Here is a 15,589-nt window from a genome sequence, read left to right on the forward strand (position 1 = left end):
TTTATGGAGGGATATTTTGCTGAAATGCCACACTGTCCGATCTGTTTGATGTAGTGAAAAAAAAGTACATGTTATCCTTGTTTTTTTCTCTTCTTTTTTAATGGAAAAATGTAAGAGGTGATTCTTTCAACGTGTAGGGTATTTTATTCACGTATGATGGAAATGCCCTGTAAAAGACGATATAAAGTCATTTTGTCAAAGATACCAATCTATTTTGTCGAAAATACCGATTAAGGTTTATACGATTAACCACTTACCTTTGCTGTGTTGACAAACAAGAATGGAAATTACAAAAATAGTTTATAATTTAAAAACTTAGGATTATGAAGATTAAGGGATTATTATTAGGAATGTTGGCATATGCTGCCATGGTAGCATGTACGAATGAGGACATTGTGAAAAACAATGTGAATCAACCAGAGAAAGTGAAGGGTAACCTTTCATTAGTGATAAGTTCTACATCAAACTCATCACGCGCTGCTGATAATGAAGAAAGCGGTGTAACGGATCCAGGTATCGAAGGTGAATCAACTGTAACAGATGCCGTTATAATTTTAAATAGACTAGATGAAAATGGAAATCTTACTAAAGAAGAATTCGGTGGTTATTTAACAAAGGCACAATTGAATGAAACTACGGCTAGTGGAGAGACCATTTATAATCCTTTCTTTACATTGGCAAATTCTGGATGGTATAAAGTGCTTGTTGTGTTAAATCCGACTGAGTCAATAGAAGCTATTGCCAACAGCCAACAATCGACTGATAAGTCTAAGTATGAACAAATTGCAGAAAGTTCTTATACAACAACTGGTGATATAACCATAGCTGCTGCCGGTCAATTTATGATGGTGAACAAAAAAGAGATAAAGGTAGACGTTTTATCCAACAACTATGAAGATCCAACAATAAAAAAAGAGGTAGAGGTGGAACGTGTTGTTTCAAAGATAAATTATGTAATTGCTAAACCAAATAACTTATATCCTCTTACAGTACAAACTACTGATTATGCCATTGCGGAAACTACAAGTGGTTACTATATATATCCCGATAATAAAGCCGTTCGTTTGACAGGTTTGCATAAGGCAAAGAATTTGGATAATGATAATTCTGATGTTTGGATACATGAGGGAACAGATGGAACTGATAGAAGAGCTTTTATAAAGACAGAAAAAACTTATGGTCAGACAGGTGAACATATTTTTACTCTTCTTGAGCCGTTCCCCAAATTTGAATATTATACTACATCTACTGATGGTAAGCTTGACTGGACAGTGAAACTGGATAAATACGCGTTGGTGAATCTTTCAAATTCTGTGTATACGGCAAGACATTTGACGGATGCGAGCTGGGAAAACTTCAGGACTTTAGGCTTGTTAGGTGTAGACAATATGGCCTATATGGTTGATCCTAATTCAAAGAATAAGAATAATGTAACAGATTACGACCAAGTTTTTGGATCATATTTCTATAACGCATTGAAAAATGTAAATGCGGATAAAGTTGATGAGGCCAGCGATGATAGCCAAGTTTATTTCCAAGATCTTCCCACTGCTAATACTGACATTAACGATAATGAACAGGTAGGTCATCGTTTGGCTTATTGTTTAGAAAATATTGTGAAAAAAGAAAAGCAAGTACCAGCTTTAGTGACTGGTATTATTTTCCGTGGTCAGATTGGCGATGAAACGGGTGAGCCTGTTGGTACCATTTATAAATGCAATAATAAATTTTATACATCTATTGATGCTGTAAAAGCTGATAATGGTGCAGATGCATCTTATGATACTTATGAAAATGGACATTGCTATTATTATTCATCTGAAATTTGCCACAATAAAGGAGATCAGTATATGGATAAGGCAATCATGAGAAATAATATCTATGTACTGAAAGTTACTGGATTCGAGAATATCGGTGGTGCAACAATAACAATAGATCCTAGCGGTGAAGAGAGTGATAATAATTTCTATTTGCAATTGAATGCTAAGATTATTCCTTGGATTGTACGTTTCAATAACATTGAGTTCTAACAAACACTATGACAGACAGGGGAGGATTCATCTCCCTCCCCTTTATACCTTTCTATATTCTAACATTATAAAATGACCAAAAGCATGAAAACAGTAAAAACATTCGCCCGACAATTCTCCTTCAGCCTGATGATGGCCATGACATTGGGAAGTGCCGTTGTGTCGTGCGACAGCATACTCGGTGAAGAAGAGGTAGATTGCTCTGTAGAGTACAGAGTGAAATTCAAGTATGATTATAACATGAAGTATGCCGATGCTTTCTCGCGCGAGGTGGGGACTGTGACACTTTATGCTTTTGACGATAACGGCAAGTTGGTATATCAGAAGACAGAAGAAGGCGATGTGCTGGGAGAAGAAGGATATACCATGAAAGTGGATTTGGAACCGGGTGACTATCATCTTGTCACTTGGGCGGGACTGAATGATGAGGCTTCATTCTCAGTGCCTTTGGTTACGGCAGGGGAATCCTCGCTAGATGAACTGCAATGCAGGATGGATCGTCTGTACAGTCGTGCGGCTGATGGAACGGCTGTTGTGAACAGTAAACTTTCTGCGTTGTGGCACGGTGAAGTGACCAAGCAATCTTTCTCGCGGGCAGCAAGCTCGCAGGTAGTGACTGTGCCACTGGTGAAGAACACCAACACCATACGCATCATTCTCCAGCAAATGGACGGAGTGACTGTGGAGGTAGATAAATTTGAATTTACGATTACAGACGACAACGGTTTGATGAACTATGATAATAAGCTGCTGGAGGACGAAACATTAACATATTATCCCTATTACCGTATGCAGGGTGGCACGGATATGGGAACACGTGCCGATGGAGATGCAGAGGACAGCAATATCAGCGTAGCTATTGCACAGATTACCGTAGGGCGTCTGGTGGTTGAAAATAATCCCCGCCTCACCATAACCAACAAGGAAACAGGGGAGCCTGTACTTTCCATACCATTAGTGAAATACTTGCTGCTTACTGAAGCAGAAGGACATGAGATGACCAATCAGGAGTATCTGGATCGCCAGGACGAATACAATATGACTTTCTTTTTGGACGAGAGCATGAAGTGGATTAATACTAGCATCATTATCAATGATTGGGTGGTACGCTTCAACGAACTGGACATGTAATAACGAAACTAAAAAAGCAATCTATGAAAAGAGGTTTATCCTATATAGTGATGGCGGTGTTCTGCGGACTGTGCTTCTCGTCGTGTGCGAAGGACGAGTTGGCGGCGAAGGCTGGGGGGGACGGAAGAGCGCCGGTACGTCTTGCATTGTCTCTTTCGGGGAATTCTTCCAGAACGGTTGACGCGCCCACAGCAGATGGTAATTGGGATTTTACCACTCCGGAACAGGGGACTATTGTGGAAGGCGATGTGTATGTACTAGTGATTGATGCGGTTACTCAAAGACTGAAATATTTGGTAGAGGATTTGAGAGTGATTAATGATTATGCCGACCAAAAGATACTGGAAGGGACTATGCAGAGGACGATAGGTAATGAACAGGTACGGTTGGTGGTTCTCGCCAATTTGAATCAGAACCAAATTCAGGGAGTCAGTGAGGGAATGCAGGCATATCTTAATACGATGGTAGGCAATACTGCCGTTGAAATCTATAATAAATTGGTTTATAATTACACTGGTCCGACCCCGTGGAATCTGGCCGAAAGGCGTCTGCCGATGTGGGGGATCAGTCCCGCTACCGGTGTCCCTCCTGCAGGACCAAGCTTAGAGTGCAAACTGTATAGGGCAGTGGCTAAGGTGAGCCTTTGGGTGAACGGGAAACAAGGGCTTCAAGATACAAAAGGCGATTTTACTATTACCGGCATCACGGTGAATAACGCTAATGATAAAGGGTATTGTGTGTCACAAGCTACGTTGAGCCCCGATGAAACAATTCAGTACCAAAGTCCTTACGTAACAGGGTTGTCGATGAAGCCGCAGAACTTTGTTTATACGGGACTGAATGTGACAATGGCTTATGAGGATTTGATTTATTTGCCGGAACAAGAAAATAACGACAGCCGGGCAGTATCCTTGGATGTGACTTACACATATGGAGGTGAAACCAAGACAAAAACGATCGAGTTCAGAAAAGATGGGGTTGGAGATCGGTTTGAGGTGGTGCGTAACCATGTGTATATATTTAATATAAAAGTGACCGAGACTCCTGCTGGAGGCGGTTTGAAGACGGATGTGGAAACTTATGTGGCAGATTGGGATGAAATATTGCTTAGTCCGGGCTATGAATAAACAAAAGGAGGAAAAATGAAGACAATAAGACTGATAATGATGTTTTTCATCATTTGTATGTTGGGTGCTTGTACGGCAGAGGAGTTAGCCGGTCCGGAGTCCGGAGTGGAGGACGATGCTCCTGTGGTCATAGCAATATCACCAGCCGATATTACTTCTGTGAACATGAACAGCAGGGCTGCCGGAGATAACTCCATATTCTCCGTTATTGATGATGTGAATGTAAAAGTGAATTATGGAGGAAATACGGTAACCGTCTATCTGGTTAAGAATGGGGATTCGTTCGAAGTTTCCGGTAGTGTGGAGAATGGTAGTGCAGAGGTCGTTTCTTCTAAAACAGCAGATGGAAAAGTATATATCCACATCAATGCCAAACAAGGTAACCAGGCTGTAAGAGTAGAGGTTATCGCTAATTATGGACGAAAGATTACTTTGTCATTGTGGCAGAGTGTTAAAGAGAGTTTGATTCAGTGGCCGGTGGATTTTGATGAAACATCCGTTTGTCTCCTTTACGGTGCATCCGAGCAGTTTATCTATACCGAGAATCCGCATGAGGGGGCTCAAGGTGGTAATAAAGGTTGCTATTTGGCTAAAGTTTCTTTGAAACGCCCGTATGCTATGATTAAAGTAAATATCAATACTTCCGGGCTGGACAACGAAGTGACCTTGACGCCCCGATCAGTACAATTATGTAATGTGCCTAAGACTTGTACCTTGGCTTCGGATAATAGTATAACGGATTTTACTTCTTTTGACAAGGAAGGACAGAAGTATGACTTCCCATCCGGTTCGTTGCTTACGGGACCAAGTGGAAATGGCGAAACTCAAGTGATGTCCGAGCGTCTTTATCAGTTTGAGAATAAACAGACGGTTCATGCCCAAAACTGTACGGATGCCCAAAATGGTAATGAAAAAGCCAAAACCCCGAATCGTATCAAAAATACGATGGAGGCAGGTAAAGAAGTGTATGCTGCATTTACCGACTATACAGACAATGAGAACTTGGGTCGCAGATGTTCATACATCCTTGTTACGGCGGATTATGAATATAAATCGAGCAGTGCACATGTAAAGGGAACTATTAGTTACCGACTGTTTTTAGGTAAGAACATATCGTATGATTTTGATGTGAACAGAAATACCATTTATAATGTTACGCTTCATTTGCGCGGAGCGGGAGGTGTGAAAGAATCGGGCTGCATGGATGAGAACGGTGTGATCAACATCTCGGGAAACACGAAGGATGCTCAATGGAGGGTAGACAGCGAATTGTCTGACTTGTTTATTCAGTTCAATGAAGGGCAAGATTATAATATTGACGGACATTTGGTGAAAATCAAAGTGGTGAGTACCGATAGGCAGAAATGGCAAATCAAAGTGGATGATTTTGATGGCGTTTCTGGAGACTATTGGGTGATGTTTGAGTCTGATATGAGTTGGATTACTCCTAGATATGATGAATACAATGTGATACAAAAGGAGGGAACGGCAGAGCTTAGAATGTATTTAAAGGGATACGCTGATCAAAAAACGATTTGGGAGAAAGAATGGAACTCAGAGAAGCCGTATCGTTCGTGCAATATTTATGTGCGTAAACTGGATGCGCAAAACAAGCCTGTTGCGGGCAGCGAAATGAAATATCCTATCAAACAATGGTATCCTATCCAGATTACAGAACAATTGTATGTTGACAGAATAGACCGTTTTGCTGTTGGCGGTCTGCCCTGGGGAGACAATGGGTACACAACGAACCTGACGGACGGACAGAAAATAATAAAGGAGTATTATAAGAAGATAAATAAAGAACATTATTCCAGTGACAATGATGAAAGAAGTGTAATGGATAATGCGATAGGTGTGGCGGTTAATTCCAGTGGTAGTTCTACTCCTGTCACATCGGGTAATAGCTATACGGTTTTTTATCATTTCTCTTTGCCCGCAGAAGCAGAGTGGCAGCAAATAAATGGGGTGATTACCAGTTCCGGTATTAAGTATAATAATTGGTCAGGTGTGCCTTATTGGACAGCTACGACGGAGGGAAATCAGTCAAAAGTATATATTCCGGGGCAGGGAGTGTCAGAAAACAGGTCAAGAAATGAGTCGCATCGTTTCAGGCTGGTATGGCGATATAATAGCTTAGGCTATTATTAAGTATAAAGGAGGATGTTATGAGCAACCTGTTAGAAATCATGGACAAGAAATCATGCGGTAAATCGGAAATTTATATATCCGAAGAAGACGGACGTTGGTACGCTTGCTACCGTTCTGCTCATTTGTTGAAGAAACTTAATGAGACGGTATTGAGAGGTGTTATGCTGGATAAGGTGGAAGTCGATTTGAATAAGTTACTGAACGGCCCTTGGATTGTGGTTCTGTGCTCGGACAATGAGATGATACTGATTAAAAACGAGTAATCTATAAAATTATGCGCGAGATAATAATGATGTTGGAAAGAGAATTAAGCAATGATGGCTTGATATATATCTATCGGGAAAGTGACGGTAAATGGTATGCCTATGAACAGTCTGCTTTTTATTTGAGCCGGATGATGCTTGAGCTTTCTTTAGACCGTTATGTGATGGAAAATGCTTTGTGGCTGGCAAGGGCGGAAATTGATGTAAACCGGATTCCTTGGGATAAAGTTATCAGTCATAGCCAATCCGAATATGTATTGCACTATACCCCTTATGATGGGTTCCATGAGTGGCTGGTTGAAATAAAATAGCGATAGTTTAAAAAGTGTCCAGTCCGAAATTCATGAAGAAACGGTTTCGGACTGGGCACTTTTATTCATCGGATGAAAAGAAATCGGGTTTACAATTTCATTCAATGTCAGTTGGGCAGCCTTTGCTATGATGTTCGAAGATATGCTGAAAGATGCGACAGTAAAAGAGATAGAAGATTATTTTTAAAATAAATCGCTCTAATTCATTGTGATATAAAAGATAATGTCTATCTTTGCACCCGCTAAATGAAAATTTTATATATCAAAAAATCTAAGAATTATGTATTTAGATGCAGCTAAAAAACAAGAAATCTTTGAAAAGTACGGAAAGTCTAACACTGATACTGGCTCAGCTGAAGCGCAGATAGCTTTGTTTTCATACCGTATTTCTCACCTGACTGAGCACCTGAAGCTCAACAGAAAAGATTATAGCACTGAAAGAGCTTTGACAACTTTGGTAGGTAAACGCCGTGCGTTGTTGAACTACCTGAAGAACCGTGATATCGAAAGATATCGTGCTATTGTTAAAGCACTAGGATTACGTAAGTAATTCAATCTTTATTGAAAAGGACTTAAAGAAAAGCCGCTCTCTGAAAAGAAAGCGGCTTTTCTATTTTCTGTTATTACGTTTCTACTGTTCTGTTGTTGAGAATTACTCTTTAGTAGGATAGTACAGATTATCTTTTGTCATGTGCTCCAATACTTCATGCAGATATTTGGCCGACTCCCATTTGGCCATAGGCAGGTCGTGAAGCAAGTAGTTACCGCAATCTTTAGGGGAGGCTCCCGGAACTTCGCCTTCAAAATCGGCTACAAAGCGGAACGTTTCCTGCATCAGTTCTACAATATCTTCCGATTTTAAATCGCCTTTCATTAACAGGTAGTTACCGGTGAGGCATCCCATCGGTCCCCAGTAGACAATTTTGTCAGACCATATAGGGTGGTTACGCAGGTAGGTAGCGGCTAGATGCTCTATGGTATGCAAGGCTCCTTGTCCCAAAGCAGGTTCCCGGTTGGGTTCTTTCATGCGGATGTCAAAGGTGGTGACCGTTTCACCGCCCACTTCGTCTTTTCTGGATACATAGATACCGCGAAGCAAGCGGATATGGTCAATGGTAAAACTGGGTATTGTTTTCATATTATTCGTTTTTATAAATTAGCTGGTAATGAGGAAAGGAAGGTATGAGTGACCTCGAAGGAACGGTCGGCTATAGTCTCCCAAAAATTTGTGTATTGTTCCCAATGGTTGTCGGATCCCGGCGTATCGCTGATGATACGGAAACTGATGAACGGTACCTTATATATATAACAGATTTGGGCGATGGCTCCCGATTCCATATCTACTGCCAGCCCTTCGTGGAACTTTTCTTTAATGTCGTTCAGTTCGGAACGGTCGGTGATGAATTTGTCTCCGCTGCATATCAGACCTCCATGAATGGCGGTCGGAGTATCCAGTGACATGGCGCAATCAAACAATGTGGCATTACCTTCGAATCGGGCGGGAAGTCCTTGTATCTGTCCGTACATATTGCCTTCTCCACACCATACATCATGATATACAACTTGTCGGCTCACCACAACATCCATTATTTTCAGGCAGCTGTCTATGCCTCCTGCTACACCGGTGCTGATGACACAGTCGGGTTGGAAGGTACGGATCAGTTCTACAGTACCGGCAGCAGCGTTCACTTTACCTATTCCGCATTTCATCAGGATAATGGTATTATTTCTAATGCTGCCTTCAGTATATTGGAAAGGACCTTCGGTGTATTCTTTCTTGTTTTCGAGCAGTTGCGCTACTTGTTTCTGCTCGGAACTCATGGCTGTTATAATTCCTATTTTCATAATTCAACTTTATTTATGGCTGCAAATGTACGCATTTTATCAGAGTATATCGTATCTTTGCAACGTTAATAAACAGATATACTTATGAACTTATTTAAAAGAATACTACCTGATATAGTAGTGATTATCCTTTTTGCTGTCATCTCATTCGTCTATTTTTTCCCGGCAGTGACAGAAGGGCGTATCCTTTCACAACATGACTCTGTGGCGGGCATTGGTGCCGGTGAAGAAGCGAAAGAATATCTGGAACGTACGGGAGAGCGTACGCGCTGGACTAATTCGATTTTTGGTGGTATGCCTACTTATCAGATGGCACCCAGTTATGATTCTACGGATACCCTGAAGGGAGTGGAGAAGTTATATCATTTGTATCTCCCGAATTATGTGTGGTATGTATTTGTCATGCTGTTGGGCTTTTATATATTATTGCGTGCATTCGATTTCTCGGTCTGGCTGGCTTCATTGGGGGCTGTGTTGTGGGCGTTTTCTTCTTATTTTTTCATCATTATAGCTGCCGGACACATCTGGAAATTTGTAACCTTGGCTTATATTCCACCCACTATAGCCGGTATGGTATTGGCTTATAGAGGGAAATACTTGTCAGGTGGTTTGCTGACAGCGGTTTTTGTTGCTTTGCAAATAGTGTCGAACCATGTGCAGATGAGTTATTATTTTCTTTTTGTCATGCTCTTTATGGCGGTTGCGTTCGGAGTGGATGCTTGGCAGAAGAAGGAAATGCCGCAATTTCTGAAAGCAACTGGTGTGTTGTTGATGGCCGGTATTTTGGGAGTTTGTATAAATCTATCTAACTTATATCATACGTATGAGTATAGTAAGGAAACGATGCGTGGAAAGAGTGAGCTGGTGAAACCGGATAGTCATAATCAGACAAAAAGTGGTCTGGAACGAGATTATATCACTCAGTGGAGCTACGGTATCGGTGAGACTTTCTCTTTGCTTGTCCCTAATGTGAAAGGTGGTGCTTCCGTACCTTTGGCAGCTAACGAAAAGGCGATGGAAAAGGCGAATCCTATGTATAATAGTATCTATAGCCAGATAGGTCAGTATTGGGGTGAGCAACCCGGTACATCCGGTCCTGTATACGTGGGGGCGTTTGTGATGTTTCTGTTTGTTCTTGGGCTGTTTATAGTGAAAGGTCCTATGAAATGGGCGCTTTTGAGTGCTACAGTTTTGTCTGTCCTGCTGTCATGGGGAAAGAATTTTATGGGATTCACTGATTTCTTTTTGGATTATATCCCGATGTACGATAAATTCCGTGCGGTTTCTTCTATTTTGGTCATTGCTGAGTTTACCATACCTTTGTTGGCAGTCCTTGCTTTAAAGGAGGTAATGGCACGCCCTCAGTTGGTTAAGGAACAGGCCCGGTCGTTTTATATCAGCCTGGGATTGACAGGTGGCATCGCTTTATTGTTTGCATTAGCTCCCGGTTTCTTTTTCCCGTCGTATGTTTCAAGTATGGAAATGCAGGCATTGCAGGGTATTCCGGCAGATCAGCTGGCTCCGTTACTTGCTAATCTGGAAGAAATCCGTCAGAGTATCTTTACTTCGGATGCATGGCGCAGTTTCTTTGTTATTATGATAGGTACGGCAGTTCTTTGGTTATATGGCATGGGCAAACTAAAGGCGAAGGTGACGATTCTGGCATTGGCTGTCCTCTGTCTGGCAGATATGTGGAGTGTGAACAAACGTTATTTGTATGATGAACAATTTGTGGAGAAGGTGCAGCAGGATAATTCCTTTAAACCGACCGAAACGGATAAGGCAATATTGGCCGATAAAACGTTGGATTTCCGGGTACTGAACCTAGCCGGCAATACGTTTAATGAAAATACGACTTCTTATTGGCATAAGAGCATCGGTGGATATCATGCCGCCAAGTTGCGCCGCTATCAGGAAATGATAGAGGAGCATATCAGCACCGAGATGAATGGCGTGTTCAAGGCTGTTTCGGAGGCGGGAGGCGATATGCAGAAGGTGGCTCCGTCCGGTTTTCCTGTGTTGAATATGCTGAATACCCGTTACTTTATTTTTCCGCTGCAAGATGGAAAGACTGTCCCGATACAGAATCCTTATACGCTGGGCAATGCTTGGTTTGTAAACGAGGTGCAGTATGTGGATAATGCCAATGAAGAGATAGATGCTTTGCATCGGATAGATCCGGCAAAAACGGCTGTCGTAGATAAAAAATTCAGTGCGGAGGTAAAATCGGCGGCTGAAACAGATACACTGGGTACAATCAAACTGACTGCGTACGAACCTAATGACTTGAAATATGAGGTTAATTCGAAGACAGGAGGAACAGTGGTTTTCTCGGAAATTTACTATCCTGGTTGGCAGGCATATATTGATGGTGTGGAAGCACCGCACGGAAGAGCGGATTATATTCTTCGGGCGATGAATGTGCCGGCCGGAAAGCATGTAGTGGAATTTAAGTTCGATCCGAAATCGCTGCATGTTACGGAAACGGTGGCTTTTGTGGCGTTGGGTGTATTGACCTGTGTGCTGGTCTTGTTCTTATTCTTGCAGGTCAGAAGAGCCCGTAGGAAAATTGATTAAGGCCCGTCGTAAGCCAGACTCCGGATTATTTGTAAAGCAGGCGCAGAACGAACCATAAGTGGTGTGTCACTGTGCTTGCCCATCCATAGTGACGGCTCATAATACGGAAGCGTTCTTTCAAGGAGGCTTTATGGTTACGGGTGGTCATTCCTTCATTCAGGTAATCAATAAGAGTAAGATGGGTGTTATGGAGTACATCCGCTTTCTTCATGATACGGATACACCAGTCAAAATCTGCCGAGAACCGATATCTCAGGTCATATGGTTCCACCAGATCACGGCGGGCGAAAAAGGCTTGATGGCAGACTAGCATTCCTTGCTTGAAGCTTTTCCAGGTAAGCGTTGCGGGTGCGGACAGGCGGCGCATATATAAAAAATGCCCTTGACTGTCCACAATTTCTGTTTCTCCATATAGTACTCCCGGCAGGGCTGTTCCATTGATGGAATGTACCATTTGCAGCAAAGTATCATCCTCGTGCAGGCCGTCACCGGCATTCAAGAAACAAAGATAATCTCCGGTTGCCAATTTTATTCCTTTGTTCATGGCATCGTATAAACCTTGGTCGGGTTCACTGATAACAGTGGTGATATGTTCCTGGTATTTGTGAATGATATCCAGTGTTTCATCTGTTGATCCCCCATCTACAATTATATACTCCAGATTCTTATAAGTTTGTGTAACAATACTTTGTATAGTATCCTCCAATACTTTTGCGGCGTTGTAGGTGACAGTAATAATAGAAAACTTGGGATGAGGATGATGGTTATGCATGATTCCCTGTAATCTTGTTATAGATTTCAACATATTTCTTGGCGATGGTACTTTCCGAATAGCTGGATACTGCCTTACGGCAGGCTTCTTCGCTCAGACTTTCATATTCTCCTTCGGTCAATGCCCAGTGAATTCCGTTTGCCAGATCCTTGGAAGACTGATATTCGGCAACATAGCCGTTGTGCAGGTGGTCAATCATTTGTGGAATACCTCCTACATTGAACCCTATGCACGGAATACCACAGGCCATTGCCTCTACGATGGTATTGGGTAGGTTGTCTTGTAAAGAAGGTGTGACGTATAAGTCGACTGCGTTGTAAATATCTACCAGTTCTTTCTCGTTGCTGACATAATTCATCGGATAGATAGGGAAAGGAAACAGGGAAGCGTATTGTTCGGCTTGGTTGCCAAAAACCACTACACCTAACTCTTTACTAAAATCAGGATATGAGGAAGCTATTTGTTTGCAAGCTGATACCAAATAGTCTATTCCTTTTCTCTTGTCTGTAATTTTTACGGAGCCGAAAAGCAATAACTTCTTGTCTTGCGGGAGGTGGCATTTTTCTCTGGCCTGTTTTTTATCACGAGGTTTGAACAGGTTGGTGTTGATTGCATTGGGAATATTGGTAATGGTCTGACCTTTAATCAGATCACTTTTCTTAGCCAATGATTCTAACCAGCGGCTACAAGCTACAAAGGTGATTTGTGCTCCTTCAAACAGTTTTTTCTTTTTCTGGAAAGTACGGTAGGCTATGTCTTTCTTGCTCCCTTTGTAAAGTTGCGGACAGTTGTGGCATTGTGTGGCATATTTATCGCAATCTCCTGCATAGTGGCAGATACCAGTAAAAGGCCACATATCATGCATTGTCCAAACGATGGGCTTGCCGGATTGGATGATACGCCGGATATCTGTCAGTGACAACATACCTTGGTTAATCCAATGCAGATGAATGACATCGGCTTGGGTAAATTCGGGCAATGCTGTGATATTGGTGCCGGTATTCGCTATGTCAACGGCAAACAAGTTATGTTTCTTGAAGTGGTTGGCTTGCCAGATAACGACACGCTCCCAGATGAATTGCCATACTTTCCACCATGATTTCTTTAGTTCAACGACACTTATCTGGTCGGTCTGCTTGTCGCGTACAAGCATTTTTGTCTTTATTCCGTTGTTTTTTAAAGCCTCCATGAGGCGGTTGGCTGCAATGGCGGCTCCACCTATTCGCTCAGACGTATTGATGATAAGTACTCTCATGTGCATAAAAGTTTATGCAAATGTACGTTTTTTAGGGGACATCTTGGATATTTCCAGTAAGCTTTCTGCTATTTCACGGGAAAAGATTTCCAAATTGAAACGTTTTTCTGCCAGCTTTCGGGCGTTGGCGCCCATTTTTTGGGCTTCTTCGGGATGGTCGGCTATGCGATGAATGGCATTGATCCACCCTTCCACGTCATCATAGGCTACGGTAATTCCTATTTCTTCTTTGTCTATATCCATTTCAAAATTAGGATTACGTGAGCAAATGACAGGGATGCCTAATGCAAAGGCCTCTACCAGTGTGGTAAGACCTACGGTATAAGGAAAATCCATGCAGCAGATGACAACACAGCTTTTTCGTGCCACTTTCTGTGCCAACAAGTATGGGATGACACCGTCCGTATAATGTACTCGTACAGAATCGGGCAGACAGAAGCTTTCAATAATCTGTTGGTAGTTTACACTTCCATTGGTGGGGGCTATGTACAAGTCCAGTTGTTGATCGGTGGCGCAGAAAGCTTGCAGCATTGTGTCTACATCCCGGTTTTCTTTCCCGGTGGAGATAAAACCTTCCGGTTTCCGATCCGGCATTGTTTGTAGAAGATGGTCATAGAAAGCGAGGTCCGGCCCCCAATGGATAAGCTGAAGCTTTTCTTCGGGAGCTTTTCCGGTTGCTAATGAGTCTTTAATCAATTTTTTACTGAACAGGAACATATGATCAATGCCCTTATAAAAGAAACGTGAGATGCGTTCTCTTATTTTTCTGGATGAGGTTTTTAAAGCAGTGTGATGCCAAATGACAATGGGCTTGCGGTAGAGGCCTAATGCTCTGAGTAGGATGATAAGTTCCAACCCACGGAAAGATGTACCGTAGAGCACTTCGTATGGCTCTTTGCAGCACAGAATCTCTTTAGTGGCATAGAGCATTAGTTTCAGACGGCTGGGGAAAGCTTTGTATTTATGCATCACCGACCGGATTCCATATTTTTCCAGCAAAGGAAGTCCGTAGAGGATATGTCCCGGAAACTTATAATCTTTCCATTCCTCGTAACTTTCACGGGTTAATCGGGTGTGATAAAAATAAATAGTGAGTGGTTTTACCGGTGTTGGTCTCTTTTCAGCCATTTGTTAATTCTGTTTTTTATTGCTTTAGTGATGATGGAAAAATTGCCGTATCGCAGGTTCAGAAATAGTTCTTCAAAAGAACGTCCTATCTTAATCCAGGGATGTCCCCACCCCATAATGCGGTAGACAGCTTTTTTATAAGCTACATTCTCAATGACATAACGAGGATGCTTGAGAGGAAATTCTACTTCATACCGTTTCATGGTGAAGATGCGGCGGTATCCTTTAGGCAGTGTATGCACAGAACCGGCAAAATGGGTGGAATCTGCCGTGGCTCCCAAGTTGTTAATCATGTTGCGGGTGGGCACGATAGCCAGTCCCGAGTTGAAAAGCATGGAAGCGTGGAAGATGGTTTCATAATAGGCTTTGTTGTTTTCTTTATGGCGATGGCACATATAGATAAAGTCTTTACGGAATTTCCGTTCTTTCATGAGCTGTTCCAGTTGCTGCATATTGAATGTATCCTCCAGAAAGGTATAATGCTCGTCCCATTGGTCGATGACTCTTTTCCAGCTGGCCCATCCCCAGATGGAGAAGGTGGAGGCGAAGAAATAGTCGTATGGTACATCCGGAGTGATCTCTTCGTTATTGAAACCGGCAATCATGGTGATGCGGGTATCCTGTTCGTACCTGTCCAGCATTTCTTTGCAGAAGGTGAAGAAAGATACGGAAGGCACGTCGTCATCTTCCAATACGATGCATTTGTCAACCATGGAAAAGGCCCATTTCTGTGAGATGTATTCCGAAGGGTCGCAACCATAATTCTTTTCCTGATACTTACGATGCACTTCACATTCCCAGTCTATCTGGTCCACCACTTCGCGGCATGCCTTTATGCCGGGCAGGTCGCGTTCGCCACGCGGCCCGTCCTGATAGAGGAAGAGCTTGGAGGGACGGGCTTTCCTGACTTGTTCAAACACTTGCGACAATTGTTGCGGGCGGTTGAAGAACAATATAAGTACGGGTACATCTACAAGGGATGGTTTCATGGTTCAATCT

14 protein-coding genes are annotated in these 15,589 nt (G+C 42.4%); 8 read left to right on the forward strand and 6 right to left on the reverse strand.

All coding sequences use genetic code 11. From position 1 onward, the window contains the following. The first annotated feature begins 323 nt into the window (after positions 1–323). The 7 genes from AB5062_RS07695 to rpsO all read left to right on the forward strand — a co-directional run bounded on the left by AB5062_RS07695 (position 324) and on the right by rpsO (position 7,563). A complete protein-coding gene (locus tag AB5062_RS07695; RefSeq protein ID WP_057098680.1) occupies positions 324–2,030 on the forward strand; it encodes an Mfa1 family fimbria major subunit in 1,707 nt (568 codons plus the stop codon). Positions 2,031–2,114: 84 nt separating this feature from the next. Then, positions 2,115–3,161, forward strand: coding sequence for a FimB/Mfa2 family fimbrial subunit (locus tag AB5062_RS07700; protein WP_005850416.1), 1,047 nt, complete (start codon positions 2,115–2,117; stop codon positions 3,159–3,161). A gap of 23 nt (positions 3,162–3,184) precedes the next feature. Next, positions 3,185–4,288 carry a FimB/Mfa2 family fimbrial subunit gene (locus AB5062_RS07705; protein WP_057098678.1) on the forward strand — a complete coding sequence of 368 codons (1,104 nt, stop codon included), beginning with the start codon at positions 3,185–3,187 and terminating at the stop codon, positions 4,286–4,288. Positions 4,289–4,303: 15 nt separating this feature from the next. Continuing rightward, positions 4,304–6,439, forward strand: coding sequence for a DUF4906 domain-containing protein (locus AB5062_RS07710; RefSeq protein ID WP_224205239.1), 2,136 nt, complete (start codon positions 4,304–4,306; stop codon positions 6,437–6,439). Positions 6,440–6,456: 17 nt separating this feature from the next. Continuing rightward, positions 6,457–6,702 (forward strand): hypothetical protein, encoded by a 246-nt coding sequence (locus AB5062_RS07715; RefSeq protein ID WP_005844436.1) that lies wholly within the window; start codon positions 6,457–6,459, stop codon positions 6,700–6,702. Positions 6,703–6,713: 11 nt separating this feature from the next. Beyond that, positions 6,714–7,013 (forward strand): hypothetical protein, encoded by a 300-nt coding sequence (locus tag AB5062_RS07720; protein ID WP_005850422.1) that lies wholly within the window; start codon positions 6,714–6,716, stop codon positions 7,011–7,013. Positions 7,014–7,293: 280 nt separating this feature from the next. Continuing rightward, entirely contained in the window at positions 7,294–7,563 is a 270-nt protein-coding gene (gene rpsO / locus AB5062_RS07725) for a 30S ribosomal protein S15 (protein WP_005844439.1), read from the forward strand. A 102-nt stretch (positions 7,564–7,665) separates the two neighbouring features. Here rpsO and AB5062_RS07730 read toward each other — a convergent pair whose 3' ends face one another. Beyond that, a complete protein-coding gene (locus AB5062_RS07730; protein WP_057098675.1) occupies positions 7,666–8,151 on the reverse strand; it encodes an S-ribosylhomocysteine lyase in 486 nt (161 codons plus the stop codon). Positions 8,152–8,162: 11 nt separating this feature from the next. Then, positions 8,163–8,858, reverse strand: coding sequence for a 5'-methylthioadenosine/adenosylhomocysteine nucleosidase (locus AB5062_RS07735; RefSeq protein WP_005844442.1), 696 nt, complete (start codon positions 8,856–8,858; stop codon positions 8,163–8,165). An 84-nt stretch (positions 8,859–8,942) separates the two neighbouring features. Between AB5062_RS07735 and AB5062_RS07740 the strand changes: the two genes are divergently transcribed. After that, a complete protein-coding gene (locus AB5062_RS07740) occupies positions 8,943–11,435 on the forward strand; it encodes a YfhO family protein (protein WP_100262901.1) in 2,493 nt (830 codons plus the stop codon). A 25-nt stretch (positions 11,436–11,460) separates the two neighbouring features. Here AB5062_RS07740 and AB5062_RS07745 read toward each other — a convergent pair whose 3' ends face one another. Genes AB5062_RS07745 through AB5062_RS07760 form a run of 4 tightly spaced genes read right to left on the reverse strand, consistent with a single transcriptional unit; the run spans position 11,461 to position 15,579 of the window. Next, the gene (locus AB5062_RS07745; protein ID WP_005844447.1) at positions 11,461–12,207 is read right to left on the reverse strand and encodes a glycosyltransferase family 2 protein; all 747 of its coding nucleotides are present in this window, start codon (positions 12,205–12,207) and stop codon (positions 11,461–11,463) included. Beyond that, positions 12,200–13,462 carry a glycosyltransferase family 4 protein gene (locus AB5062_RS07750; protein ID WP_008781381.1) on the reverse strand — a complete coding sequence of 421 codons (1,263 nt, stop codon included), beginning with the start codon at positions 13,460–13,462 and terminating at the stop codon, positions 12,200–12,202. The genes AB5062_RS07745 and AB5062_RS07750 overlap by 8 nt, the downstream gene beginning before the upstream one ends. A 12-nt stretch (positions 13,463–13,474) precedes the next feature. Continuing rightward, a complete protein-coding gene (locus AB5062_RS07755) occupies positions 13,475–14,590 on the reverse strand; it encodes a glycosyltransferase family 4 protein (RefSeq protein ID WP_008666693.1) in 1,116 nt (371 codons plus the stop codon). Further along, entirely contained in the window at positions 14,563–15,579 is a 1,017-nt protein-coding gene (locus AB5062_RS07760) for a hypothetical protein (protein ID WP_057098673.1), read from the reverse strand. The genes AB5062_RS07755 and AB5062_RS07760 overlap by 28 nt, the downstream gene beginning before the upstream one ends. Positions 15,580–15,589: the final 10 nt, after the last annotated feature.

Source organism: Phocaeicola sp. RTP21359st1_B8_RTP21360_211022, from assembly GCF_040911965.1.
Lineage (GTDB): Bacteria > Bacteroidota > Bacteroidia > Bacteroidales > Bacteroidaceae > Phocaeicola > Phocaeicola vulgatus.

Coding starts and splice junctions, on each gene's coding strand:
- AB5062_RS07745 (WP_005844447.1), bottom strand. CDS start 12,207: ATGCATAACCATCATCCTCATCCCAAGTTTTCTATTATTACTGTCACC.
- AB5062_RS07735 (WP_005844442.1), bottom strand. CDS start 8,858: ATGAAAATAGGAATTATAACAGCCATGAGTTCCGAGCAGAAACAAGTA.
- AB5062_RS07715 (WP_005844436.1), top strand. CDS start 6,457: ATGAGCAACCTGTTAGAAATCATGGACAAGAAATCATGCGGTAAATCG.
- AB5062_RS07710 (WP_224205239.1), top strand. CDS start 4,304: ATGAAGACAATAAGACTGATAATGATGTTTTTCATCATTTGTATGTTG.
- AB5062_RS07755 (WP_008666693.1), bottom strand. CDS start 14,590: ATGGCTGAAAAGAGACCAACACCGGTAAAACCACTCACTATTTATTTT.
- rpsO (WP_005844439.1), top strand. CDS start 7,294: ATGTATTTAGATGCAGCTAAAAAACAAGAAATCTTTGAAAAGTACGGA.
- AB5062_RS07750 (WP_008781381.1), bottom strand. CDS start 13,462: ATGAGAGTACTTATCATCAATACGTCTGAGCGAATAGGTGGAGCCGCC.
- AB5062_RS07740 (WP_100262901.1), top strand. CDS start 8,943: ATGAACTTATTTAAAAGAATACTACCTGATATAGTAGTGATTATCCTT.
- AB5062_RS07730 (WP_057098675.1), bottom strand. CDS start 8,151: ATGAAAACAATACCCAGTTTTACCATTGACCATATCCGCTTGCTTCGC.
- AB5062_RS07700 (WP_005850416.1), top strand. CDS start 2,115: ATGAAAACAGTAAAAACATTCGCCCGACAATTCTCCTTCAGCCTGATG.
- AB5062_RS07705 (WP_057098678.1), top strand. CDS start 3,185: ATGAAAAGAGGTTTATCCTATATAGTGATGGCGGTGTTCTGCGGACTG.
- AB5062_RS07760 (WP_057098673.1), bottom strand. CDS start 15,579: ATGAAACCATCCCTTGTAGATGTACCCGTACTTATATTGTTCTTCAAC.
- AB5062_RS07695 (WP_057098680.1), top strand. CDS start 324: ATGAAGATTAAGGGATTATTATTAGGAATGTTGGCATATGCTGCCATG.
- AB5062_RS07720 (WP_005850422.1), top strand. CDS start 6,714: ATGCGCGAGATAATAATGATGTTGGAAAGAGAATTAAGCAATGATGGC.